23 protein-coding genes are annotated in these 24,049 nt (G+C 54.3%); 1 reads left to right on the top strand and 22 read right to left on the bottom strand.

Annotation, left to right across the window (positions count from 1 at the left end):
• Positions 1–151: 151 nt before the first annotated feature.
• From atpC to upp, 11 genes are read right to left on the bottom strand one after another with little or no spacing between them, the layout of a single operon-like run.
• Positions 152–544, bottom strand: a complete 393-nt coding sequence (gene atpC / locus I2G61_RS06100) for an ATP synthase F1 subunit epsilon (RefSeq protein ID WP_072683274.1) — start codon at positions 542–544, stop codon at positions 152–154.
• A gap of 3 nt (positions 545–547) precedes the next feature.
• Positions 548–1,951 (bottom strand): F0F1 ATP synthase subunit beta, encoded by a 1,404-nt coding sequence (gene atpD, locus I2G61_RS06095; RefSeq protein WP_006057953.1) that lies wholly within the window; start codon positions 1,949–1,951, stop codon positions 548–550.
• 14 nt (positions 1,952–1,965) lie between these two features.
• A complete protein-coding gene (atpG, locus tag I2G61_RS06090; RefSeq protein WP_072683272.1) occupies positions 1,966–2,808 on the bottom strand; it encodes an ATP synthase F1 subunit gamma in 843 nt (280 codons plus the stop codon).
• A 3-nt stretch (positions 2,809–2,811) separates the two neighbouring features.
• Positions 2,812–4,332, bottom strand: a complete 1,521-nt coding sequence (gene atpA, locus I2G61_RS06085; RefSeq protein WP_072683271.1) for a F0F1 ATP synthase subunit alpha — start codon at positions 4,330–4,332, stop codon at positions 2,812–2,814.
• Positions 4,333–4,336: 4 nt separating this feature from the next.
• Entirely contained in the window at positions 4,337–4,879 is a 543-nt protein-coding gene (locus tag I2G61_RS06080; protein WP_072683270.1) for a F0F1 ATP synthase subunit delta, read from the bottom strand.
• Positions 4,860–5,384 carry a F0F1 ATP synthase subunit B gene (gene atpF / locus I2G61_RS06075; RefSeq protein WP_072683269.1) on the bottom strand — a complete coding sequence of 175 codons (525 nt, stop codon included), beginning with the start codon at positions 5,382–5,384 and terminating at the stop codon, positions 4,860–4,862. The genes I2G61_RS06080 and atpF overlap by 20 nt, the downstream gene beginning before the upstream one ends.
• A gap of 41 nt (positions 5,385–5,425) precedes the next feature.
• Positions 5,426–5,656: an ATP synthase F0 subunit C gene (atpE, locus tag I2G61_RS06070; protein ID WP_006057958.1), complete on the bottom strand. Its 231-nt coding sequence runs from the start codon at positions 5,654–5,656 to the stop codon at positions 5,426–5,428.
• Positions 5,657–5,675: 19 nt separating this feature from the next.
• Entirely contained in the window at positions 5,676–6,401 is a 726-nt protein-coding gene (locus tag I2G61_RS06065) for a F0F1 ATP synthase subunit A (RefSeq protein ID WP_195548051.1), read from the bottom strand.
• Positions 6,394–6,747, bottom strand: coding sequence for a hypothetical protein (locus I2G61_RS06060; RefSeq protein ID WP_072683267.1), 354 nt, complete (start codon positions 6,745–6,747; stop codon positions 6,394–6,396). The genes I2G61_RS06065 and I2G61_RS06060 overlap by 8 nt, the downstream gene beginning before the upstream one ends.
• 9 nt (positions 6,748–6,756) lie before the next feature.
• Positions 6,757–6,942, bottom strand: coding sequence for an AtpZ/AtpI family protein (locus tag I2G61_RS16405; RefSeq protein WP_072683266.1), 186 nt, complete (start codon positions 6,940–6,942; stop codon positions 6,757–6,759).
• A complete protein-coding gene (upp, locus tag I2G61_RS06050) occupies positions 6,942–7,562 on the bottom strand; it encodes a uracil phosphoribosyltransferase (protein ID WP_072683265.1) in 621 nt (206 codons plus the stop codon). Before upp ends, I2G61_RS16405 begins: the two co-directional genes overlap by 1 nt.
• A gap of 414 nt (positions 7,563–7,976) precedes the next feature.
• Here upp and I2G61_RS06045 point away from each other — a divergent pair, with 414 nt between their 5' ends.
• On the top strand, positions 7,977–9,590 hold the full coding sequence (locus tag I2G61_RS06045; protein WP_072683264.1) for a putative manganese-dependent inorganic diphosphatase: 1,614 nt from the start codon (positions 7,977–7,979) through the stop codon (positions 9,588–9,590).
• Between the two features lie 120 nt (positions 9,591–9,710).
• On the opposite strand, the gene rpiB is transcribed toward I2G61_RS06045, so the two are convergent.
• The 11 genes from rpiB to I2G61_RS05990 form a co-directional block, all read right to left on the bottom strand.
• A complete protein-coding gene (rpiB, locus tag I2G61_RS06040; RefSeq protein WP_072683263.1) occupies positions 9,711–10,157 on the bottom strand; it encodes a ribose 5-phosphate isomerase B in 447 nt (148 codons plus the stop codon).
• 40 nt (positions 10,158–10,197) lie between these two features.
• Positions 10,198–10,803, bottom strand: a complete 606-nt coding sequence (locus tag I2G61_RS06035; RefSeq protein WP_195548050.1) for an L-threonylcarbamoyladenylate synthase — start codon at positions 10,801–10,803, stop codon at positions 10,198–10,200.
• A gap of 794 nt (positions 10,804–11,597) precedes the next feature.
• The gene (locus I2G61_RS06030) at positions 11,598–13,001 is read right to left on the bottom strand and encodes a glycoside hydrolase family 1 protein (protein WP_195548049.1); all 1,404 of its coding nucleotides are present in this window, start codon (positions 12,999–13,001) and stop codon (positions 11,598–11,600) included.
• A 102-nt stretch (positions 13,002–13,103) separates the two neighbouring features.
• Positions 13,104–14,516 carry a glycoside hydrolase family 1 protein gene (locus tag I2G61_RS06025; protein ID WP_195548048.1) on the bottom strand — a complete coding sequence of 471 codons (1,413 nt, stop codon included), beginning with the start codon at positions 14,514–14,516 and terminating at the stop codon, positions 13,104–13,106.
• 29 nt (positions 14,517–14,545) lie between these two features.
• Positions 14,546–15,958, bottom strand: coding sequence for a glycoside hydrolase family 1 protein (locus tag I2G61_RS06020; RefSeq protein WP_200798747.1), 1,413 nt, complete (start codon positions 15,956–15,958; stop codon positions 14,546–14,548).
• Between the two features lie 78 nt (positions 15,959–16,036).
• Entirely contained in the window at positions 16,037–17,479 is a 1,443-nt protein-coding gene (locus I2G61_RS06015; protein ID WP_072683259.1) for a M81 family metallopeptidase, read from the bottom strand.
• Between the two features lie 10 nt (positions 17,480–17,489).
• Entirely contained in the window at positions 17,490–18,932 is a 1,443-nt protein-coding gene (locus I2G61_RS06010; RefSeq protein ID WP_195548047.1) for a M81 family metallopeptidase, read from the bottom strand.
• Between the two features lie 117 nt (positions 18,933–19,049).
• Complete coding sequence (locus I2G61_RS06005; protein ID WP_195395238.1) at positions 19,050–20,306, bottom strand: Zn-dependent hydrolase; 1,257 nt, start codon at positions 20,304–20,306, stop codon at positions 19,050–19,052.
• Between the two features lie 13 nt (positions 20,307–20,319).
• Positions 20,320–21,762, bottom strand: a complete 1,443-nt coding sequence (locus I2G61_RS06000) for a M81 family metallopeptidase (RefSeq protein WP_195395237.1) — start codon at positions 21,760–21,762, stop codon at positions 20,320–20,322.
• 13 nt (positions 21,763–21,775) lie between these two features.
• Positions 21,776–23,218, bottom strand: a complete 1,443-nt coding sequence (locus tag I2G61_RS05995; RefSeq protein ID WP_195395236.1) for a M81 family metallopeptidase — start codon at positions 23,216–23,218, stop codon at positions 21,776–21,778.
• A gap of 12 nt (positions 23,219–23,230) precedes the next feature.
• Positions 23,231–24,049, bottom strand: an 819-nt coding sequence (locus I2G61_RS05990; RefSeq protein WP_195548046.1) for a M81 family metallopeptidase, incomplete at its 5' end; no start/stop codon positions are given.

Genomic DNA, 24,049 nt, shown 5'->3' with positions numbered 1-24,049 from the left:
TTTTTTTATGCTCAAGAAAAAAAGGCGTTGGTTTCCACCAACACCAAAATTTATAGAACCTCTTTTCTTTGTCAAGCTTGATTAAAAGATCGGTGAAAACATCAAAAACGACGACCTTTCCTTTTCAGATCAGATCGTCGTTTTCTTTGATTTATTTGAGCTCGTTTTTCACTGAGATCCGGTTAATCGCTTTTTTCAAAGCCACCTCTGCCCGGCGCATGTCCATATTCGGATCATCCAGCCGTGCTTCGGCGCGCTGCTTCGCTTCCTCGGCCCGGCGCAGATCGATTTCCTCTTTGGACTCAATCGCGTCGGTCAGGATCGTCGCCAGATCGTTTTCAAAATATAACAGACCGCCGGCGACCGCGTATTCCTTGCGGCCGTCGCTTTCTTCCGTAATCATGCGGGAGATGGCCAGCGGCGTGACCAGCGGTACGTGACGGGATAAAATTCCCAGCTGACCGACAGTGCTGACCACATTCAGGATGGTGGTATCCATTTCCTTCGCCAGTCCTTCCGGCGTCACCACGCGGCAGTGGATCATATGCTACTGCCCCAGCTGGCGGGCTTTCTCCGCCGCTTCTTCAATCGTGCCAACAAACATAAACGCCTGTTCCGGCAGATCGTCATACTTGCCTGCCAACAGCTCTTTGAAGCTGCGGACCGTTTCACTCAACGGTACATATTTCCCCTTATACCCGGAGAACTGTTCCGCGACATGAAATGGCTGCGACAGGAAGTTTCGTGCCCGGCGCGCCCGGTTGACGATTTTCTTGTCTTCATCCGACAATTCGTCCATCCCCAGGATTGCGATGATATCCTGCAGTTCTTTATACCGCTGCAGAAGCTGCTGGACGCCGCGGGCGACTTCGTAATGTTCGTCGCCGACAACCAGCGGATCCAACATGCGGGAGCTGGATTCCAGCGGATCCACCGCCGGATAAATACCCAGCGCCGCAATCGAACGATCCAGAACCGTCTTGGCGTCCAGATGGGAGAACGTCGTCGCCGGCGCCGGGTCGGTCAGATCGTCCGCCGGCACGTAAATTGCCTGAACCGACGTGATCGAACCGCGCTTAGTCGAGGTGATGCGTTCCTGCAGCTGACCCATTTCCGTCGCCAGCGTCGGCTGATAACCGACCGCTGACGGCATCCGGCCCAGCAGTGCGGAAACTTCCGAACCCGCCTGGGTGAAACGGAAGATATTGTCGATAAACAACAGGACGTCCTGACCTTCCTGATCGCGGAAATATTCCGCCATCGTTAAACCGGACAGCGCCACGCGCATTCTCGCGCCCGGGCTTTCGTTCATCTGACCATAGACCAGTACGGTCTTGTCCAGAACGCCAGAGTCCTTCATTTCGTGATACATATCGTTGCCTTCACGGGTTCGCTCGCCGACCCCAGCCACAACGGACATGCCGCCGTGTTCCTTGGCAATGTTGTGGATCAGCTCCTGCATCAGCACGGTTTTGCCAACGCCGGCGCCGCCGAACAGACCGATCTTGCCGCCGCGGGCATACGGGCAAAGCAGGTCGATGACCTTGATGCCGGTTTCCAGAATTTCCGCGGACGTCAGCTGTTCCTCAAAGGATGGCGCGGCGCGGTGAATCGGCAGTTTTTTATTTGGTTCCGGCAGTTCGCCCAGACCGTCGATCTCATCGCCCAGGACGTTGAACATCCGGCCCAGCACCTGCTGGCCTACCGGCACGCTGATCGGCGCTTCGGTATCGAGGCAGTCCATGCCCCGGACCAGACCATCGGTGGAAGCCATCGCGATGCAGCGCACGACGTCGTCGCCAATATGCTGAGCCACCTCGACAGTGATGCGCTGGCCTTCGCCTTTCTCCACCACGATCGCATTGTTCAAGGCCGGCAGCTGACCGGCGGCATAACGGATATCCACGACCGGTCCGATGACCTGTACGATTTTTCCAATATTTTTAGCCATAAATTCTCCTTTCGCTACGAGGCGTCCGCCCCGGCGACAATTTCTGTGATTTCCTGCGTGATCGCCGCCTGACGTGCCTGGTTGTACTGCAGCGTCAGCTTGTCGATCAGCTCGTCGGCGTTATCCGTCGCGCTTTCCATCGCCACCCGCCGGGAACCTTGTTCCGCGGTTTTGGTCTGCATGTGCGCGCTGTATAACAACGAGCGGACGTACATCGGAATTAACGAATTCAGAATGGCGTCCGGCCCCGGTTCAAATAAGGTTTCCACCTTAAACTCCCGGCCTTCGCGTTCCATCGGACTGACCGGCAGCAGCGTCAGCAGCTGCGGCGTAAACGTTACGGCGTTGACAAACTGGCAATAGAGAATCTGAATCTTGCCAATCTCACCGCTGACGTACAGTTTCAGCGCTTCATCCGCCAGATCGTTAAACACATAGAAATCAACATGATCGGAGCCGATCGGCTCGCGGATCAGATTAAATCCCTTCTGCCGCAGCGTGCTTGTGCCTTTGGTTCCAATCACGATCATTGGATCCTGCGGATCCAGAACTTCGCCGGCCATCCGCAGCAGGTTGGCGTTGTATGCCCCGCACAAGCCCATGTCCGAGGTGAACATGAACGTCAGCGTGCGCGGCGATTGATTTTTCTTTAAATAAACGCATTCGCTTTCCGGGTTGTTCGCCAGAATCTGACTGACGATCTGGCGCAGTGTATCCGCGTATTCCCGGTTCTTTTCCATCTGCACACGCTGTTTCTGCAGCTTGGCGTTGGCGATCAGTTCCATCGCGCTGGTGATTTTCCGGGTGGCGCTGACGGAACGGATGCGTCCCTTTAACGCTTGCTTTCCCTGCGCCATGGATTACATCCCACTGATCAGCTGAAACTGCTGCAGATATTCGTCCATCGCCTGTTTCAGCGCGGTTTCCAGATCGGCGTCGATCTTCTTTTCCGATTCAATCCGGGCGATCAGATCGGCTTTATCCTGAGCAAAGAACTTGTGCATGCCTTCCTCGAAGCCCTTGATCTGTTCAACCGGTACATTTTTGAGATACCCGTTCTTCGCGGCAAACAGCGACAAGACCTGCTGACTCATCGTCAGCGGAGAATACTGGCCCTGCTTTAACAGCTCAGTCAGCCGTGCGCCGTGGTCGATCGTCGCCTTGGTCACCGGATCCAGGTCGGAACCGAATTGAGAGAAGCTCAGCATTTCATGATACTGGGCCAAATCCAGCTTCAGCGAGCCGGAAACCTGCTTCATCGCTTTGGTCTGCGCCGCACTGCCGACACGGGATACGGACAAGCCGCTGTCGACGGCCGGCCGCACGCCGGCGTTGAACAGTTCCGTCTGCAAGAAAATCTGACCGTCGGTAATCGAAATGACATTGGTCGGAATGTACGCCGAAATATCGCCGGCCTGGGTTTCGATGATCGGCAGCGCCGTCAGGGAACCGCCGCCCAGCTCGTCGTTCAGCTTCGCCGCCCGTTCCAACAAACGGGAATGCAGATAGAAAACGTCCCCCGGATACGCTTCACGTCCCGGTGGTCTTCTTAACAGCAGCGACATGGTGCGGTAAGCGACCGCGTGTTTGGAGAGGTCGTCATAGATGATCAGGACATCTTTGCCCTGTTCCATCCATTCCTCGCCGATCGCGCAGCCGGCATACGGGGCCAGATATTGCAGCGGCGCCATTTCGCTGGCCGTCGCCGCGACGATCGTCGTGTAGTCCATCGCGTCGTGCTGACGGAGTTTTTCCATAATCTGCGCGACGGTGCTGGCCTTCTGACCGATCGCCACATAAATACAATAGACGTCCTGTCCCTTCTGGTTCAGAATCGTATCGACCGCGATCGCCGTCTTGCCGGTCTGACGGTCGCCGATGATCAGCTCACGCTGGCCTTTGCCAATCGGGATCATGGAGTCGATGATCTTCAAACCGGTCATCAACGGCTGATGCACGCTTTTCCGCGTCATGACGCCCGGCGCTACCCGTTCTACCGGACGGGTCTTGTCGCTGGCAATCGGGCCTTTGCCGTCAATCGGCTGGCCTAATGCGTTGACGACGCGTCCCAGCATACCGTCCCCAACCGGAACCTCGACGATCCGCCCGGTGCGTTTGACTTCGTCGCCCTCTTTAATCAGCGTGTCATCGCCCAGCAATACTGCGCCCACATGGTCTTCTTCCAAGTTCAGCACCATGCCGTAAACATCATGCGGGAACAGCAGCAGCTCGGAGGACATCGCTTTGTCCAATCCCTGAATCAGCGCGATGCCGTCGCCGACACGAATGACATAGCCGACGTCGTTCGACTGAATTTTATCTTCATAGTGCTTGATCTGTTCTTTGATCAGCGCACTGATTTCTTCAGGTCTTAAACTCATTCTCTCACCTGCTTTCCTTCAACAGTTCACTTTTCAGTGATTCAATTTTTGATTTCATGGAGCCGTCGATCACTTCATTGCCGATCACCACTTTAATGCCGGAAATCAACCGCGGATCGACCCGGTTGGTCAGTTCCAGATTCTGTCCCTGCCGCTTCGCCATCGCTTGTTCGATGCGCTCCACGTCTTCCTTCGCCAATTTGCGTGCGGAATAGACAACCCCTTCCGCCACGCCGCGCTCGGCGTTTTCCAGACTGATAAACTGGCGGAGAATCTCAACGGCATGCTTCGTTCGTTTCTTGTCGATCAGCAAATCGAGGAAATAAATGAACATGACGTCGATCCGCCCGGCAAACAGGGTGTTCACCATCTGTTTTTTTTCTTCCGCGCTGATCTTCACCGCGTTGAAAAAATCCAGCAGCTGCGGATTTTCTTCCACGACGGCCGCTAAGCAGCGGGCCTGTTGTCCCCAGCGGACCAGTTCGCCGCTTTCCTTTGCCAGCTCAAACAGCGCTTCGCCATACCGTTCAGCGACCTGACTGGCCATACGCGCTTACTTCCTTTACAAATTGATCGACAGCCTGACGATCGCCGGCCTCAATGCTCTTTTCTCCGATCAGCTTCTCCGCGGCGCTCATTGCGACTTCGACCATTTCCCGATGGATTTCACTCTGCATCTGCGAGCGCTCCAACTCAATCTGGCCGCGCGCCCGGATAATTTGATCATCGGCTTCCGTTTTTGCTTTGCGCACAATTTCTTCGCGCACGCTCTTGGCTTCCACCGTCGCCTTTTCAATCATCGTCTGAGAACGGGTTACCGCTTCCTTCAATTCCTGACGGGCGTTTTCGCGATCCTGCTGCGCCTGTTGGCGGGCCTGCTCGCTGGCGGTCAGCTCCTCCTGCATCTTTTCGGCGCGCCGGTCCAGCATACCGGTGATGCTCTTCCACAAAAATTTCTTAATGACCAGAAACAGCACCAGCGTGGAGCACAGCTGCGTCAGCATCGTAATCGGATTGGGAAGCAGTTGGCCGATTACATCTATCTCAATCATATCTTCCCTCCTGCTCTATCGTTTTCGTACACGTGTCTGGTTTAGAAGACGAAGATCAGCAGGATCGCTACCAACAAGCCGTAAATGGCGCAGGTTTCAGACAGCGCGATACCCAGAATCATCGTCGAACGAATTTTGCCTTCCGCTTCCGGATTGCGGCCGATCGCCTCAACGGCCTTGCCGGCGACGAAACCTTCACCAATACCTGTCATCATACCGGTCATAACAGCCAGACCGGCGCCGATTGCGATTAAACCTTTTGCGATATCCATAATTTTTTCCTCCTAATAGTTATGCTTTTTTCATCTCGTCCGGAACTTCATTGCCAATAAAGACCATCGTCAGGGTAATGAAGATCAGGGTCTGGATAAATCCGGCGAACAAGTCAAAGTAGAAATGCAGCGCCGGGGTCAGAATCGGAGCGATGAAGTTGATCGCCGATCCGACGGGAACAATAAAATTGATTAAAGCGGTCGAGCACCATGACGTAAAGCTGTAAACCAGAGACATGATAATGCCTCCGCACAGCACGTTGCCAAACAGACGCAGCGACATCGACAGCAGCGTCGAGAATTTGCCGAAGAGATTCATCGGCAGAAAGACCGGAATCGGTTCGATAAACGAATGCATGTACGCCTTGAAGCCGCCGGCTTTGAGCTGCGCGATCTGGACGAGCACCCACGTGATGATCGTCAGCATCAGCGTGACGCTGTAATTGCCTGTGGGAGAAGAGAAGCCGAACAGGCCCAGAATATTGCTTAAAAAGATGTAAATCGCAATCGTCGTGACATACGGCGACAGATTTTTAGCGATCCGGGGTCCGACATTGTCCTTCACCTGGTTATCGAGCGTTTCCACCAGCATGATTGCCAACAGGACCAGCCCGTGCGGTTTGGCCAGCGGATCGGTCTTGTCGATTTTCTTCGACAGCGCGATGACGGCCAGACACAACAGGATAGTGACGCCCAGAATGACGAAGACATCCGATTGGATCGTCAGGTGCAGCGGTTTACCCATCTTTTTCCCTCCTTTCTAAAACAGAATCAAGAATCAGAACAAATTTCATCAGAAACAATCCGCCGGCCGCCGCGAAGATATTGAACACCTCGGGCGCCAGCGCCGCGATCAACAACGGCAGCGCCATCAGAAGATAGCTGAACAGGAAATGGCCGATCAGGCCGATTTTCCCGGCTGCCTGCTGATCAAGAACCTGATCGCAGAACATCGTCGTGCGCCAGTACAGCAGTGCGGAAATCATTGCGCCGAAGACGTAGCCGGACGCAATCCGCCAATCGGTGAAGACGCCGGTCAGCACGATCAGGCTCGATACAACCAGCGCGATAGAAATGGCTTGTTTACGCATACGTTTTCCTTACTTTGTTTTTGTCAGCTGCCACAAAGCCCCGAACGCGCAGAACGCGCCGCAGACAATTCCGCCGACCGTGCCCCAGGGGCGGACGGCGCAGACATGATCCAGCGCCAGTCCGACCAGCGTCGGCGCCAGAATGGAAACGACGATAGTGAAGCCCAGCGTCAGCGCCTGAACAAGGCCTTTCACTAACGCGTGCCGAAGATCCGGTCGCCGGCATCGCCCAGACCCGGAACGATGTAGCCTTTTTCATTTAAGTGATCATCCAGCGCGGCCAGATAGATATCGACGTCCGGATGCGCTTCCTCAACGGCTTTGACGCCCTCCGGCGCGCCGACCAGACAGACCAGCTTAATCGTTTTGGCGCCGCGTTTTTTGATCATGTCGATCGCCGCAACGGCGGAACCGCCGGTCGCCAGCATCGGATCCAGCACCATATTCACGGCGTCCGGCATCGTGTTGGGGAACTTGGCAAAATATTCGTGCGGCTGCAAGGTTTCTTCATCGCGGTACAGACCGATAAATCCAACCTTGGCGGTCGGAATCAGATCGGTGATACCGTTGACTAACCCCAGCCCGGCGCGCAGGATCGGAATCAGAACAATTTCCTTGGATAGTTCTTCCGTCTGGCATTCGCAGATCGGCGTTTGAATCGTCACCGGTCTGGTCGGCAGATCGCGGCAGATTTCATACGCCATCAACCCGGCGATTTCATCCAGATTCTGACGGAAATCCTTGGTTCCGGTTTCCACCTTGCGCATCTGGGCCAGCTTGTGTGTGATCAGCGGGTGATTCAATACTTTCAACATAAGCTCTCTCCTTATTCTGTTAGCGTTATCACGGTTATTATACCATTGACCCTGATCAAAATACAAAGGATTCCAGCTCACTTTCTCGTGAGTTTTCGCACGACCTCCTTTTCGGGTGTTATTATACGCAAAAGCCCGGCCTTGCGAACATAGACAAACAAAATAATATGTCGGAAAAGCGGACAAACCACCCTGTTTTGTCAACGTCTGAACAAGGCTGATCTTCATTTCAGAATGCTGTTTTGTCCTCATGAACGCAGCCAGAGTCCCTAGTTCCAGACGAAGGAAACTGCGGATCAGTGCTAGAAAACTGCCAATGCCCGCAAACTTTGAGCAATCTGCAGGGAAGCGGTCATAAATCGACCTTGTTTTTCCAGAAAAACTTCGCTATGATGAAGTCAGTGAGGATAAACTATGGATAAACCTGTATATGTGATTGGTCATAAAAATCCTGACGCCGACTCGATTTGTGCGGCGATCGCCTATTCAGCGCTGAAAAACAAGCTGGGCCTCAACACCGTGGCGGCCCGGCTCAGCGCGGTCAACAAGGAAACTTTATACATCCTGGACCGTTTCCAGCTGCCAGTGCCGATGCTTTTGACGAGCGCCAAATGCACGCTGGCGGAAATCGACATGGACGAAGCGATGCTTTTAAGCAAGGACACGACGATGAAGGAAGCGCTTGATGCGATCCTGTCCCGGAAAAACAAAGGGATCTTTGTCGTGGACAAGAAGCATCATCTGGAGGGCATCGTCTCCGTTTCTGATCTGACGAATCTGTGGACGGCAGATGAGGAGGCGTTGGAGGATCTGATGAGCCGGGTGCCGTTAGCCAACATTTTGAAAACCACGCGGGCTTCCCTGCTTTATGAAGCGCCGTTTCATCCGAATGGAAAAGTTCATCTGATGCCTTCTTTAGGTCAGAACAGCAACATCGAGGCAGGCACGATCGTGATCGTCGGGAACAACCCGGAAGTACAGCGCTCGGCGATCCGCCAGAAAGCGTCGTTGATTTTGATCTGCGGTGAGAACTGGGTGGATTCGATCACATTGGAGATGGCGAAACAGGAACAGGTTTCCATTCTGCATACGCCGCTCAGTGCGATCACGGTGGCGCACAGCATTTTCCAGAGTCCCAGCGTTGAGGAGGTCATGACCCGGGATGTGGTCGTATTCCGGAACAGCGAGACGGTCGACGGGGCCAGCCAGCGGATTGCGAAGACGCGCTTCCGCACCTATCCGGTCGTCAATGAAAAAGAGGAAGTGATCGGAGCGATCTCCCGGTACCACTTATTTAATTATCGGAAGAAACAGCTGATTTTAGTCGATCATAATGAAAAAGAACAGAGTATTCATGATCTGGAATTTGCGGAGATCATTGAGATTGTCGATCATCATCGTTTAGGCGGGATTGAAACGCAGAGTCCGATCTCGTTTGTGAACCAGATCGTCGGCTCCACCTGCACGATCGTCGCCAATCTCTATGAGCAGCATCAGATTGAGATTCCCGCGCAGATCGCCGGGGTTTTGTTAGCCGGATTGCTTTCGGATACCATGAATTTAAAATCGCCGACCACGACCGAGATTGACCGGATCACCGCGGAGAAGCTGGCGCAGATTTCCGGCGTTGACCGGCAGACCTTGTCCGAGGAGCTGGTCGGAACCTCGGATTCGTTGATGAACAAATCGTTTCAGGAATTGATGTATGAGGATTTCAAGGAGTTCCGGATTCAGGACAGCAAGGTGGCGATCGGTCAGGTTGTGTGCCGCTGTCCGGATGAATACCAACAGATCAAGCCGGATTTTCTGGCGTATCTGGAAGAGCAGAATCTGCAGCATCATTACGATCTGTTGTTGATCTTATTCACGGATCCGAAAGGTTCCGGCTCGCATTTCCTGTATACGGGGAAAAAAGGCTGGGTCATCGAGGAAGGGTTTAAGACGGTGCTGACGGGCGGTTTTGCGCCGGGCTTCATCTCGCGGAAGAAGCAGGTGCTGCCGGTTGTGATCGACACGCTGAACAAATAAGGTCCATTGTAAAAAAGCAGCGCTTCGATGAGAACCGTCTGACTTATATGAATCATAAAAAAAACGATCGTTGTCATTTTCTTATCAGAAATGAACGATCGTTTTTTACTGAGCTTGAAATTACGCTTTCTTTTCTAATTCCGCAATCTGATCAATCCGGCGCTGATGCCGCTCTTCGTTGGAAAACGGCGTCGTCAGCCAAACCTCGGCAATCTGTTCGATCAGCTCCTGGCTGATAATCCGTCCGCCCATTGCCAGCACATTGGAATCATTATGCTCGCGGGTCAGCTTCGCGGTTTCCAGATCATGCACATGCGCGCAGCGGATGCCCGGCACTTTATTCGCGACGATGCTGACGCCAATCCCTGTGCCGCACATGACGATGCCGCGGTCCGCTTTTCCCTCCGCAACCGCTTTAGCGCACGGATAAGCCACTTTCGGATAGTCGATGCTTTCCTCGCTGAAGCATCCGAAATCTTCAACCTCGTAACCTTCCTGAATCAATTTTGCTTTCAGCGCTTCCTTATTCTTATAAGCGCCATGATCACAAGCCATTGCAATTTTCATCTTCACCGCTCCTTTTCTTATTTTTTTACCTGTTAAATCCTTAAATTGAAGCTTTCAGATCTTCCAGCTTAATTGGTCCCTGCCGTAAGATTTTCAGCTCATCGCCGGTCGTATCGCAGACCGTGCTGGCCGTACTCGCGCCGCTTTCGCCCAGAACGACCGCGTCAATCCGGCCTTCCAGCTGCTTCAGCACTTCTTCCGACGTTGTACACGACGGCTGTCCGCTTAAATTGGCGCTCGGCACTAACAGGGGAACACCGACGCGATTGATGATTTCCAAAACAAACTCATCATCCGGCATCCGGATTCCAATCGTCGGAAATCCATTGGTCACCAATTCGTCAACTTCCGGTCTTTTCTTAAACACCAGCGTCAAGGCCCCAGGCATCCAGTGGTCGATCAATTTCTGCGACCGCGCGTCGGTAACGGCAACCCGTTCAATCTGAGCTTTCGACGAAACCATCATCGGAAACGGCTTGGTTTCCGGTCTTTGTTTCGCTTCCTTCATTTTCAGGATCGCTTCTTTCAGGTCATAACGAACTGCCAATCCGTAAACGGTATCCGTTGGGAAAGCCACGACGCCGCCGCGGTTTAAAATTTCTACAATTTGAGCGCTGTCCTTCTTAGTTAAACGCTGTGTTTCCATAATTTCACCTGATTTCTTTTTCCAGATTCATTATATCGGAATTTCATGATCTTACAACCCTGTTCCCATCGGAAACTCCTGAATTTTCTCAACTTTTTACCGATCCGGGGACAGAGCGGTTAAACGGAAGCAGCTTTATAAGTCTATCCCTGAAACAGCGGGAGAATGAGTGAAATGTTCCTTTATCAAATCCAGATTGAGTAAATCATGATTTAGTAAAGGACTACTGTTTTTAATCCATAAACTATGAAAGATCGTTCCATTTTCTTCTTTATATCTATAAACAAATAACAGCCAATCGAAGCTCAATTAAAATTTGCTTAAAAAGCAGTAACGAAATTTCTTATTGACCTCAATCTGAACGTTGAAAAACACCGCACGCTTAGCGATTGAAAACTGACCAGAATACAATCTTGATCACAGAATTTACTTTCCCCTCGCCTTCCTCAGTCAATTCATTCCTGACATCCCGCTGTCAAGGCATCTCTATTAAAAAGGAGGGCAGCTGTGGATTCTCTGTTGAAAACTTGAACAACATGGGGATCAAATTATGAATGGAGGTCACGATTGCTCCCAACATTAAATTAACCCGCTTCTGTTCTGCCCTTTCTTTTTAAATATCGGATTTGTCAATATTTCAGGATGTCTTTCTGTCCTGTGCCGCCGACTTTTTGATTATTCACGCAAACGATTATCAGAAATGAAAACAGAAAAAAGCACAGGAAGGGAGGCCCTGTGCTTTTCAACACGATTGCATCGAGCTGTCGTCAACTCCGGCTGCAATTAGGAAATGATTATTTTTGAAAATCTTCGATCAGCTGCTTATACCAGCCATAGCTTTTCTTCGGAATCCGCCGGCAGTTGTCCTCAAAGTCGACGCGCACCAGCCCATACCGTTTCTCATAGCCGTTCACCCAGCTGTACAAATCCATCGTCGACCAGGCATAATACCCCCGGACCGGACAGCCTTCCTCCATCGCGCGGAACATAAAATCAATATATCCCTGCATCATCTCAATCCGTTCATCATCCTGCACGACGCCGTTTTCATCCGGCGTTTCATAACAGCCATGGCCGTTTTCCGTGATATAGACGTCGATGTCGCCATACCGTTCGCGGATTTCCCGCAAGGTGTTCAACATACAGCGCGGATAAATTTCACGCCCCCACAGGTTGCGCTTCGTCGAAGGATCGATCGTTGTTTCATACCAGTTCTTAATCCGGATGCCTTCCTTCGCCGCCGATCCCGCGCCGCGGTTATTGTGGAAAACTTCGGTTTCCCCTTCGCTATAGTCTGTAATATAGAATCGATTGTAGACATTCAGCCCCAGGAAATCGACTTTTCCTTCCGCCAGGGTCAACGCATCCTCAAACCGAACATAGGAAGTGTCGATCCCATTTTCATTCAGCCATGGAAGCAATGCGCCCGGCAGCTCGCCCTTGATCGCGCAGTCCAGAATCAGCTTGTTGTAAAACAGATCGGCGATCATCCGGATCCGCTGGGGATCCTTCGTCTGCGGTGCGACCTCGACGTTGCTGCTGTCATGCACAATCCCGATTCGCCCGTCCTGATGTAACTTCCGGTAGACCGCGACAGCTTTCGCACTGGCCAGCGCTTCATGATAAAGCGTCTTAAAATAACGGTCAAAATCCAGCTTGTGGTTCGGTGGGTAATTGCCTACGATATTGCTGCAATAAGCGTAATATTTCGGTTCGTTGATCGTCACCCACAGCTTGACCCGGTCGCCGAACGCCTTGAAACACACCTCGGCATACTCGGCAAACGCCTCGACGATTTCCCGGTTCGCCCAGCCGCCCTGCGCAGCCAGCGCCTGCGGCAGATCGTAGTGGAACAACGTCACATTGGGAACCACGCCGTTTTCCAGGCAGCAGTCGATCACCCGGTTGTAAAACGCGATCCCTTCCTCATTGATCCGGCCCCGGCCTTCCGGCAGAATCCGGCACCACGACAGGGAAAAACGGTAGGAGTTCTGGCCTCCGGCCTTTAACATTTGGATATCTTCCTGATAATGATGATAGAAGTCGCAGGAAACATCGCCCGTCGCGCCGTTGATGTTGAGCGGGCTTTCATGGGAAAACACATCCCATTCGCCAACGCCCTTGCCGTCGAGGTTCCACGCGCCCTCGCATTGGTAAGACGCCGTTGCGCTGCCCCATAAAAATTCAGATTTCTGCATTGTTTCACCTCCTGATTTTTCTTTTCCATTCCCCGTAAGCCAGAATCCGGTCTGCCGCTTCATGAATTGTTTTTTCATGCCCCCCGGCTTCCCGTTGGCTTGTTACAGATCCTGATGCTCCTCGATAAACTGCTTATACCAGTAGTAGCTTTTCTTCGGAATCCGCTTCAGCCCCTTCTCATAATCCACGCGCACCAGGCCATAGCGCTTCTTATAGCCGTTGATCCAGCTGTAAAGATCCATCGTCGACCAGACATAATAGCCCATGACGTTCACGCCCTCGGCTTTAGCCTTCAGGATCTGTTCCAGGAAATCATGGAGGAACTGGATCCGGTCGTCGTCTTCAACCCAGCCGTTTTCATCCGCAACGTCATAGGCTCCGTGACCGTTTTCCGTAATATAGATCGGAATATCGCCATATTTCTGCTTCCGCTTGATCAAGGTGTTGTAGATGCACTGCGGATAGATTTCCCGTCCCCATGGATTCAGCGGAACCCGCGGATCGGTATCGGACTCGAACCAGCCCTTAACGGTCTTGCCTTCCTTCGCCGCTTTGCCTGAACCGTCGTTGTTCCCGGCGTTGTTGACGGTCGCGCAGGTTTCTCCGGATATATACGGTTTGACCAGCAGCCGGCTGTACGCGTTCTGACCGAGAAAATCAATCGTGTTCTCCCGGATCAGCGCCCGATCCTCCGCTTTCATAAACGACAGATCAATGCCGGAAGCCTTCACCTTGTCGATGAGCTTCTGCGGGATTTCGCCCTTGATCGCCGGATCCAGCACCCAGTCGTTGGTAAACAGATCGCCGTTTTCCACTGCCTCGCGATACGCCGGCGTATCCAGCACGGATTCAGCGCTGCAGGAAGCGTGCACCAGCCCTATTTTGGCGTTCAGCTTCAGCTTGCGGAATTCGCGGATCGCCTTGGCGTTGCACAGAATCATGTTGTAGGCACACTCGCAGAAATGTTGCATATTGACTTGTTCGTTCGGCGGATAATTGCCGACCATGTAACAGCACGAAGCGTTGTGCGTCGGTTCATTAATCGTGACATACAGCGGAATCCGGTCGCCGAAATGGCGGAACACCGCCGCTGCGTAATAGGCAAATTCATCGGAAATGCCCGGCCAGCACCAGCCCCCCTGATCGCCGACATAATCCGGCAGGTCATAATGGACTAAGGTCACATTCGGTACAATCCCGTATTTTTCACATTCCGTCAGAACCTTGTCATAGAATTCAAAGCCTTTTTCATTGATCACACGGTCCGCCTTCGGCACGATCCGCGACCAGCTGATGGAAAAACGGTATGTGTTCTGACCGCCTTCAGCCATCATCCGGATATCTTCCTGATAATGATGATAGAAGTCGCAGGATACATCGCCGGTAATCCCGGTCGTGTTCTTCTCGCTGTGGCAGAATTGATCCCAGATGCTCGGGCCTTTGCCTTCCGCATCCCAGGCGCCTTCGCATTGATAAGCGGCAGTCGCACTGCCCCATAAAAATTTTTCCTTCATTTCCTATCCTCCGTTCTCTGATTTTTAAATTATTCGGATTTACCGTTGAGTTCTTCCGTCAGTTCCAGATCCTGCCCGCTGCTGGCAATGACCTTTTGAAACCAGGCATAGCTCAGCTTGGGAATCCGCCGGCAGTCTTTGGGATCGTCATCCTCCCGGTCGACGTAGATCAGACCGTATCGTTTCTGATAGCCGTTTTGCGTACTGGCCAGATCAAACGCGCTCCAGGTGCAGTACCCGATCAGCGGGACGCCGTGCGCCGCCAGGCGGGCCTGCTCGATCTGTTTCCGCAGATAGGCAATCCGCCGGACATCCCGGATCTCACCCCGGGTATCCGGGGTTTCCTTCAATCCCAGGCCGCGTTCGATGATGAACAGCGGAAGCTCTGTGCGCTGCGCCACGTCTTCCAGGATCAGGCGGGTTCCCGCCGGATCGACTTCACAGTCGAAGCCGCTCGTTCCCAGCTTTGGATTTTTAACAATTTCAAAGATTCCGGGCAGATTGAAGCCATATTTCATCCCGGTGGGATCCGTGAAACTTGCGGCCGCGCCTTTTTTGACGGTGACCGAGGTATAGCTGCTGAATGAAACCATCGTCGCCAACCCGCTTTTTAAAGTTTCCGCATCCCCAGGCTCCAGCTTCGGCATCGCGCCCAGCCGGGTTAACAGCGCCGCGGCCGGGGCGGAATACCGGCCGCTCACAGCCAGATCGAGATCCAGCCAGTTCCGGATCAATTCCATATTCATTGCAGCTTCCACATCCTCGGGATCCGGCGTCAGCGGGTAAACCTTCACCAGGTTCAGCGCCGGGCCGATCCAGCCCGGATATCCGCGTTGATGAAACCGCCGGAAGACGCGGGCCTGCGCCAGCGTCCGATGATGATTTTCCTGAAACGCCTGCGCCAGCGAACCGGAGGGCGAAAGCAGCCGGTCGATCGTCAACAGATTTTGTTCGCAAATCGGCTGCCAGTACAGGACTTGCCCGGCGAAGTGATCGAACATCAGCCCGCAATAGTCCTCAAAGGCGTCGATCGTTTCCCGGCATGCCCAGCCGCCCTGCCTGGCCAGCGCCCAGGGCAGATCATCATGATAAAGCGTGACGATCGGTTCTATCTGATTTTCCTTCAACAGCTTGATCAAACGGGTATAAAACGCCAATCCCTGCGCGTTGACTTGACCGCGCCCCTGCGGCAGCACGCGGGACCACGAAATCGAAAAGCGATAAGCCTTTAATCCCATTGCTTTCAACAGTGCGACGTCTTCCTCCAGATGATGCAGATGATCGGAGGCGGTCCGCAGGATTTCCCCTTGACCCGGCCGGATATCCTGAACGGACGGGCCTTTGCCCTCATCCAGCGCGCCGCCTTCAAACTGCCAGGCGCTGGTGGAAGCGGACCACAGAAAATCCGCGGGGAATTGTCCGTTTGGGTTCATGGGCGGCATCCCGTTCTTCCCCCACACAGACCAGCAAGGGCAGTAAAGCTCCGGGATTGCCGGGCGATGTACCGCTCAAGGGCAGCGTTAAATTTCATCGATCGGAAACATCGGGCGCAGGATTTGTTTAAACGGAATAAGCCGGGTATCCTGCGGCGTCGCCCCGCCGGTCAGCGACATGACGCACAGCTTGCCCAGAGCCTTCAGCTCCGGATGGATGTAGCCTTGCTTGACGACGAAAATATCATAGTCTTCCACGTTAATGCCGCAGGCGGTCAGCTGACGGATTTCGACAAACGAATGATTGTTGTCGGTGACCGCGATATCAATCGGTGTCCCCGGCAGCCGCACGGTAACGATCGGTCCGTAATCGCCTTCCTCACCATACATCGCCGTTCCCGCCTGGCGGCCATGATGCAGCACAACGACATCGAGATCGACCGGTTCGCTGTATGCATCCAGTCCCATCCCCAAACGCAGCGAAACCTGTTCGTTCTCCGCACAGGCCATCAACCGGTGGCAAGCGGCTGGATCGTTGATCGCGGCGAACAGAATGCGCTTGGACAACGCCGGCAGAGTCAGCACCTGTCTTAAAATGAACGTGTTCGCGCCCATTGCGCCGGAGGTAACGTTATCGCCGGAATCCGTAATGAAGACCGGCTTGCCGTCAAAGGCCAGAGCCATCGCCAGCGCTTCGTCCGGGGCCGCGGTGGTGCCGGTGTAGTGGAATTCATGGCGTTTGTTCCAGACGAATTCCGCCAGCTGATCGGCGATCGTTTCGGCATATGCCTGATCGGCTTCTGTCTGAGGAATCACGACGATCCCGCAGCCGGCCTCCGGGCAGTCGTGACGCAGATAACCGACGTGCCACGAACAGCTTAAGATCCGCGGATCCTGTTCCAGCTGATCCATGAATTGGTTGATGGTGCGCACCGGTTCATCAAGCGAAACGCTCTGTTCCCCACCCAGAATCAACGGCAGCTTGCGGTACACCGGCCGGGCGTTCTTCGGATGTTCAATCTGCTCGATCAGCGTGCGGGCGGTGCGCTGCACCGTCGCCGAGATATCGGTGTGCGGCGCTTCCCGGTAAGAGCGGATAAACGTCGTGTTTTCCACATAGTCCCGCGTCAGATTGCCGTGCGGGTCGCAGGCGATCGCGAGCGGCAGATACGGCCCGGTCAGCTTGCGGATTTCCCGCACTAAATGCTGCTCGCCGCTGCCGATTTCCTCCACGAAGCTCGCGCCGTGCAGATGCAGATAGATCCCATCCAGCTCTGGCAAATGTTCACGGACGGTATTGAGAATCCGCTGTTCGAGATAATTGAAACAACCCTTGCGCATCACGCCGCTGCAGCCGGCGTCGGCGCAGAGAACCGGGATCAGTTCGATGTCCGGACGGTCAAAGACATCACCCAGCTGCATGTGCGACAGCGCCTCTTTGCCAAAGCTCAGGGCGGTGTTTTCCAGATCGCAGAACATCGGGACGTGTTCGTTAGCTTCCAGGGTAAATTTAGCCGCGATTATTTTCATGATCTTCACCTCACATTTCATCGATCGGAAACATCGGCCGCATAATTCGTTTAAACGGAATCGACGCGGTGTCCTGCGGCGTCGCGCCGCCGGTCAGCGACATCACGCACAGCTTGCCCGCAGCCTTGAGTTCCGGGAAGATATAGCCTTGCTTGACGACGATCACATCGTAGTCGTCCAACGCAATACCGGCATCGGTAAACTGGTGAATTTCCACCATCGCCTGACGATTGCTGGCAACCATGATCTCGACAGGCAGGCCCTTCACGCTGACCGTGACGCAGTAGCCGTAAGCCCGGTTATGATCGCGGTACATGAAGCCGCGCAGCTCGCCCTTTGACTTCACGACGACTTCCAGGGTCACCGGGGCGGAGTATTCGTCATAACCCACGCCCAGTTTCAAGCTTGTTTCCGTGCCGTCCGGCAGCTTTGCCAACGTTTCATAGGCGGCCGGATCGCAGATCGTCGCAAACAGGAAGCGTTTGTTCAGCTCCTTTACCGCTAAAACCTGGCGCAGAACGAACGTGTTCCAGCCGGTTGCGCCGGAGGTGACGTTATCGCCGGAATCGGTGATGAACACTGGTTTTTCCGCGCAGTCCAGCGCCATTTTCAACGCTTCGTCCGGATGGGCGGTCAATCCCGTATAATGGAATTCATGGCGCTTGTTCCATACATAATCTGCCAGCTGATCGGCGATGGTTTCCGCATAGGCCTGATCGGCGGTGTTCTGAGGCACGACGACAATCCCGCAGCCGGCTACGTCGCAGTCATGCCGGATGTAGCCGACATGCCAGGACACGCTGCGGATCCGCGGATCGTGTTCCAGCTCGTCCATGTAGCGGTTGATTGAACGCACCGGTTCATCCGCCGATACGCTCTGTTCGCCCCCCAGGATCAGCGGCAGCTTGCGGTATACGGCGTGGATGTGCTGGCGGTCGTGAAGCAGGTCGCACAGCATCTGCGAGACGATGCGTTTGGATGCTTGGGCGTCGGTATGCGGGGATTCGCGGTAGCTGCGCAGAATCGTACAGTTGTCCACATATTCCTGACACAGATTGCCGTGCGGATCGCAAACCACGGCGATCGGCAGATACGGGCCGGTTATTTCACGGATTGTTTTCAGGATGTGATGATCGCCGGAGCCGATCTCCTCGACTTCGCTGGCGCCGTGCAGAAACAGATAAATTCCGTCGATCTCCTGCAGGTGCGCCCGGACCGCGTCCGCGAAACAGCCTTCGATGTAATCAAACGCGTCTTTTGTGACGACGCCGTTGCCGCCGGCGTCGGCGTAGATCGCGCCGATCGTTTCAATGCCGGCCGCGGCGTAGATGTCCGCAACGTTCATCTTGCGCAGGCAGTCCTCGCCGAAGGCCATGTCGTAATGGTTGATCCGGGTTTTAGCCGGGACGTTGGCGTTGGATTCTGTGACGAAGGTTCCCATCAAAACTTTCATAGTGACTTCTCTCCTTATTTATTCTTGTTGATCCTGGATTTTTTCAATGACGCTTGTTTCTTTTCCTGCATGGATGATGAGCGGAAACGAACCGGTGCTGATCACCGGGCAATCGTTTCAAAGGATCGTTTGCGGGGATGACGATGCACGATCTTCTTCGTTGGCAAGCTGATAAAGCATGTCCAGCAGCACATTCGCGCCTGCCGCGCAGTCTTCGATCGGCGTATATTCTTCCTTGCGGTGCGAATAGCCGTTGACCGAACGGACGAAAATCATTGCGCACGGACAGACATCCTTGAAATTCTGACTGTCATGGCCCGCGCCGCTCATCAGCCGGAAGACCGGCAGATCCCGCTTTTCCACAATCATTTCCAGCTGGTGTTTCAGCCGTTCATCGCAATCCATGCCATACAGAATATGCCGCAGTTCGCGCCGGACCTGAATGCCCTCGCTTTCCAGGCGGGCTTCCAACGTCTCGATCTCCCGCAGGCAGGCTTCAATCTGAGCTTCGTCCAGACTGCGGATGTCCAGCGTGAAGGTGACGTGATCGCAGATGACGTTCGTGGAGCCGGGGAAGGTCTGAATGCAGCCGACTGTTGCGACGGTGTAGGTCTTCTGACGGGCTGATTCCGTGATTTGATGAATCCATTCGGTCATCGCCAGCACGGGATCCTGCCGGTCGTTCATCGGCGTCGCGCCCGCATGGCCGCTGCATCCGCTCAGCGTCACTTCATAGAAGCGCAGATACGGAATGCCTTCGACGATCCCGACCGGACATTGATTCTGTTCCAGAACCTTGCCTTGTTCGATATGCAGCTCCATGCTGGCATAAATCGGATCGATCTGACCCTGACGATACGCTTCCGGATGATATCCGCAGCGTTCCATCGCCTCCTTCAGCGTGATGCCCGCCGCGTCCTGAACCAGGAAATCTTCAGGCAACGCCTTTCCGGTGACCGTCTTACTTCCGATCATCCCGGAATTGAACCGGTTGCCTTCCTCATCGCGGTAACCGATAATCCACAGCGGCCGTTTCAATTCTGTTTGATTTTCCTTAAACGTCTGCGCCGCTTCCACGCCCGCCAACAGTCCCAGACAGCCGTCGAAAATGCCGGCGTTGCGCACGGTGTCGAAGTGGGAGCCGCACAGCACCGGCGCTAACGGGCTGCCGCCGGGATTGTAGACGCCGATGACGTTGCCGACCGGATCCTCATGCACGTCCAGCCCGGCCGCCTTCATTTCGCCGATCAGCCAGTTCTTCGCCTGAGTATCCGCGTCGGTAAAAGTCCAGCGGGTGACGCCGCCCTGCGGATCGACGCCGATCTGGCCTAACTGGTGAAGCCGGTCCCATAACCGTTGGGCATTAATTTCCATCTTCTTGTTCTCCTTATATTTCATCGATCGGAAACATCGGCCGCTGAATCCGCTTGAACGGAATCATCGCGGTGTTCTGCGGCGTCGCTCCCGGGGTCAGCGCCATGACGCACAGTCTGCCCTTCGCTTTGCACTCTGGAAAAAGATAGCCCTGCTTGACAACGATCACGTCGTAGTCATCCCAGTTCACGCCGGCGTTTTCAAACTGATGCTGCTCACACAGCACCTGCCGGGTGCTGCTGACGATAATGTCGATGTTCTCATCCTGCAGCGAAACAACGACACATTCGCCGAACACCGCGTTGACGTCATGCAGCGCGTAGCCCATCAGCTTGCCTTTGGCTTTGATCGTTCCCCGCAGCGCCACGCTTTCTGAGCAGGCGTCATGATTGACGCCCAGCGTAAACTGTGCGGCAGATCCCACTGCCAGGGCGTTAAGCTTCCCAAATGCTCCGGGATCGCAGATTGCCGCAAACAGAAATGATTTTGTCCGCGTCTTCCGCGCCAATACACGGCGTAATACCAACGTGTTCCAGCCGGTCGCCCCGGAGGTGACATTATCCCCGGAATCGCTGACAAACACCGGTTTGCCTTCAAAATTGACAGCCATGTCCAGCGCTTCCTCCAAATCGGCCGTCAGACCGGTGTAGTGGAATTCATGGCGTTTTTGCCAGACGTATTCCGCCAGCTGATCCGCAATCGTTTCCGCATAAGCGCTGTCGCTTTCCGTGGCCGGCACCACGACGATGCCGCAGCCGGCGACATCGGTATCGTGACGGATATAACCGACATGCCAGGAACAGCTTAAAATCCGCGGATCCTTTTCCAGCTCATCCATATACTGATTGATTGAGCGCACCGGTTCATCCGTCGACACGCTCTGTTCCCCGCCTAAGATCAACGGCAGCTTGCGGTAAAGGGCATGGATATTCTGCCGTTTTTTCAACAGATCGCACAACATCTGCGCGACTCGGCGTTTCGTCGCGTCGGCGTCGGTGTGCGGCGATTCGCGGTAGCTGCGCAGGATCGTGCATTGTTCCACATAGTCCCGGCACAGGTTGCCGTGCGGATCGGCGGTGACGGCAATCGGCAGATACGGCCCGGTCAGCTCCCGGATTTTTTTCAGCAGCCGATGTTCGCCAGACCCCATCCCTTCCACCTCACTGGCGCCGTGCAGAAACAAATAGATTCCGTCCAGTTCGTGAAGATGCGTTTTTAACGTCTGAAGCATCTGGGATTCAATATAATCGTAAGCCGGCCGCTCGATCACACCGGTCGATCCGCCGTCGGCATACAGCGCCGGAATGAGCGTGATCTGCGCCTGTTCAAAGACAGACCGGATCTTCATTTTATCAATACAGGCTTCGCCCCGGGCCAGATCGAAATTTTCCAGCCGGGCCCGCGTTGGAATCTGATCGTTGCATTCGGCATACAATGTGCCGATCATAACTTTCATCGCTTTTCCCTCCTTAAATCTCATCGATTGGAAACATCGGCCGCTGAATCTGCTTGAAGGGAATCGAGGCGGTATCCTGCGGCGTCGCGCCGTCGGTCAGCGACATCACGCACAGTTTCCCTTTCGCCTTTAATTCCGGAAAAATGTAGCCCTGCTTCACGACGATCACGTCGTAGTCATCCCAATCCACGCCCGCAGCCTCGTATTGGTGCTGTTCGCACAACGTATTGTTTTTGGAAGCGATCAAGACATCGATCGGTTTCGTTTCCAGTTGGACGGTGACGGTTTGTCCCCAGACCCGCTGACGCCCGCTCCACAGATTGCCCATTAACGGTCCCTTCGCGATGATCGTGCCTTTCAAGGTGACGCTTTCAGAATGGACGTCGGCATTCATGCCCAAGTTAAAGACCGCGCGTTCGCCGACCGCGTGATCCTGCAGCTGGTTAACGGCCTTGGGATCGCAGATCGACGCGAACAGGACGCGTTTCTGTAAATGACCAACAGCGAGAAACTGTCGCAACACACGGGTATTCCATCCGCTGGCGCCCGAGGTCACATTATCTCCGGAATCGGTCAGAAACACCGGCTTGCCATCAAATTCCAGCGCCATCCGCAAGGCTTCCTGCGGCTTTGCCGTCAATCCCGTATAGTGGAATTCATGCCGCCGCTGCCAGACATACTCCGCTAGCTGATCGGCGATCGTCTCCGCATACGCCTGATCCTTTCCGCTGGCCGGAACGACGACGATGCCGCATCCCGCCTCCGGACAATCGTGACGCAGATAGCCGACATGCCAGGAACAGCTCAGAATCCGCAGATCCTGTTCCAGCTCATCCAGATACCGATTGATCGAACGCACCGGCTCATCCGCCGACACGCTCTGTTCCCCACCGAGAATTAACGGCAGCTTGCGGTAAACCGCATGGATATTCTGACGTTTTTTCAACAGATCGCAAAGCAGCTGAGCCACCTTCCGTTTCGTTTCATCCGCATCGGTATGCGGACTTTCCCGATAACTGCGCAGAATCGTACAGGCTTCGACATATTCCTGCGTGAGATTCCCATGCGGATCGCACACCACGGCAATCGGCAGATACGGCCCGGTCAATTCCCGGATTTTCTTCAGAATGTGATGATCGCCGGAGCCTAACCCCTCCACGGTACTGGCGCCGTGCAGATGCAGGTAAATCCCATCCAGCTCGTGCAGATGCTCCCGCACCGCCGTTAAGAAATTATTTTCAATATACTCAAAGGCCTTTCTTTCGATCACGCCGGCCCCGGCCGCATTGGCATACAGCGTGGGAATCATCTCAATCCCGGCCTGGCTGAAAACGTCGCTGACTTTGTTTTTTCGCAGGCAGTCTTCCCCCCATGCCAGATCATAATCCGCCAGCGTCGCTTTCTGCCGGATGTTTGCGTTGGACTCGGTGGTGAAGAAACCGATTAAAATCTTCATGAACTCTGTCCCCTAAATCTCATCGATCGGGAACATCGGCCGCTGAATCCGCTTGAATGGAATCGAGGCGGTATCCTGCGGCGTCGCGCCGCCGGTCAGCGACATGATGCACAGCTGGCCCTTCGCTTTGAGATCCGGGAAGATATAGCCCTGTTTGACGACGATCACGTCGTAATCATCCCAATCAATCCCCAGCGCATCAAACTGATGTTTCTCACACATTGTCTGGCGCGTGGACGCCACGCTGATCTCGATCGGCAGACCCTTGACGGACACGACGACGGCGTCCCCGTAATGCGCATCGTGATCATGCATCAGATATCCGCGCAGACTGCCCTTGCTTCGCACGATCACATCGAGCGTAACCGGTGCGGAATTTGCGTCGGCGCCAACGCCCAGCGTGATCTGAGTTTCTGTCCCGGACGGCAGCGAATCGAGAAGCTGCCAGGTATTCGGATCGCAGATATTGGAAAACAGGAAGCGCTTGGTCAGCTGCGGAACAGCCAGCACCTGACGTAAGATAAACGTATTCCAGCCGGTCGCGCCGGAGGTGACGTTATCCCCGGAATCGGTGATAAATACCGGTTTGCCTTCAAAGGCCAGCGCCATTTCCAGCGCTTTTTCCGGTTTCGCGGTCAGGCCGGTGTAGTGAAATTCATGCCGGCGGTCCCAGACATAGGCAGCCAGCTGATCCGCAACCGTTTCCGCATAAGCGCTGTCTTTTTCCGTGGCGGGGACGACGACGATGCCGCAGCCGGCGACGTCGCTGTCGTGACGGATGTAGCCGACATGCCAGGAACAGCTCAAAATCCGCGGATCCTGTTCCAGCTC

This window comes from Holdemania sp. 1001095H_141210_F2 (genome assembly GCF_015558105.1).
Taxonomy (GTDB): domain Bacteria; phylum Bacillota_I; class Bacilli_A; order Erysipelotrichales; family Erysipelotrichaceae; genus Holdemania.
Note: the sequence above shows the minus strand (reverse complement) of the source record. Positions and strands in the feature narration are given on the sequence as shown.

Excerpts from the sequence above, each read along its gene's own strand:
- atpE (WP_006057958.1), bottom strand. The coding sequence starts at position 5,656 with ATGGATATCGCAAAAGGTTTAATCGCAATCGGCGCCGGTCTGGCTGTT.
- I2G61_RS06025 (WP_195548048.1), bottom strand. The coding sequence starts at position 14,516 with ATGAAGGAAAAATTTTTATGGGGCAGTGCGACTGCCGCTTATCAATGC.
- I2G61_RS06045 (WP_072683264.1), top strand. The coding sequence starts at position 7,977 with ATGGATAAACCTGTATATGTGATTGGTCATAAAAATCCTGACGCCGAC.
- I2G61_RS06015 (WP_072683259.1), bottom strand. The coding sequence starts at position 17,479 with ATGAAAATAATCGCGGCTAAATTTACCCTGGAAGCTAACGAACACGTC.
- atpA (WP_072683271.1), bottom strand. The coding sequence starts at position 4,332 with ATGAGTTTAAGACCTGAAGAAATCAGTGCGCTGATCAAAGAACAGATC.
- I2G61_RS06000 (WP_195395237.1), bottom strand. The coding sequence starts at position 21,762 with ATGAAAGTTATGATCGGCACATTGTATGCCGAATGCAACGATCAGATT.
- I2G61_RS06035 (WP_195548050.1), bottom strand. The coding sequence starts at position 10,803 with ATGGAAACACAGCGTTTAACTAAGAAGGACAGCGCTCAAATTGTAGAA.
- rpiB (WP_072683263.1), bottom strand. The coding sequence starts at position 10,157 with ATGAAAATTGCAATGGCTTGTGATCATGGCGCTTATAAGAATAAGGAA.
- I2G61_RS06065 (WP_195548051.1), bottom strand. The coding sequence starts at position 6,401 with ATGGGTAAACCGCTGCACCTGACGATCCAATCGGATGTCTTCGTCATT.
- upp (WP_072683265.1), bottom strand. The coding sequence starts at position 7,562 with ATGTTGAAAGTATTGAATCACCCGCTGATCACACACAAGCTGGCCCAG.
- atpG (WP_072683272.1), bottom strand. The coding sequence starts at position 2,808 with ATGGCGCAGGGAAAGCAAGCGTTAAAGGGACGCATCCGTTCCGTCAGC.
- I2G61_RS06005 (WP_195395238.1), bottom strand. The coding sequence starts at position 20,306 with ATGGAAATTAATGCCCAACGGTTATGGGACCGGCTTCACCAGTTAGGC.
- I2G61_RS06010 (WP_195548047.1), bottom strand. The coding sequence starts at position 18,932 with ATGAAAGTTTTGATGGGAACCTTCGTCACAGAATCCAACGCCAACGTC.
- atpF (WP_072683269.1), bottom strand. The coding sequence starts at position 5,384 with ATGATTGAGATAGATGTAATCGGCCAACTGCTTCCCAATCCGATTACG.
- atpC (WP_072683274.1), bottom strand. The coding sequence starts at position 544 with ATGATCCACTGCCGCGTGGTGACGCCGGAAGGACTGGCGAAGGAAATG.
- I2G61_RS06020 (WP_200798747.1), bottom strand. The coding sequence starts at position 15,958 with ATGCCGCCCATGAACCCAAACGGACAATTCCCCGCGGATTTTCTGTGG.
- I2G61_RS06060 (WP_072683267.1), bottom strand. The coding sequence starts at position 6,747 with ATGCGTAAACAAGCCATTTCTATCGCGCTGGTTGTATCGAGCCTGATC.
- atpD (WP_006057953.1), bottom strand. The coding sequence starts at position 1,951 with ATGGCTAAAAATATTGGAAAAATCGTACAGGTCATCGGACCGGTCGTG.
- I2G61_RS06080 (WP_072683270.1), bottom strand. The coding sequence starts at position 4,879 with ATGGCCAGTCAGGTCGCTGAACGGTATGGCGAAGCGCTGTTTGAGCTG.
- I2G61_RS05995 (WP_195395236.1), bottom strand. The coding sequence starts at position 23,218 with ATGAAGATTTTAATCGGTTTCTTCACCACCGAGTCCAACGCAAACATC.
- I2G61_RS06030 (WP_195548049.1), bottom strand. The coding sequence starts at position 13,001 with ATGCAGAAATCTGAATTTTTATGGGGCAGCGCAACGGCGTCTTACCAA.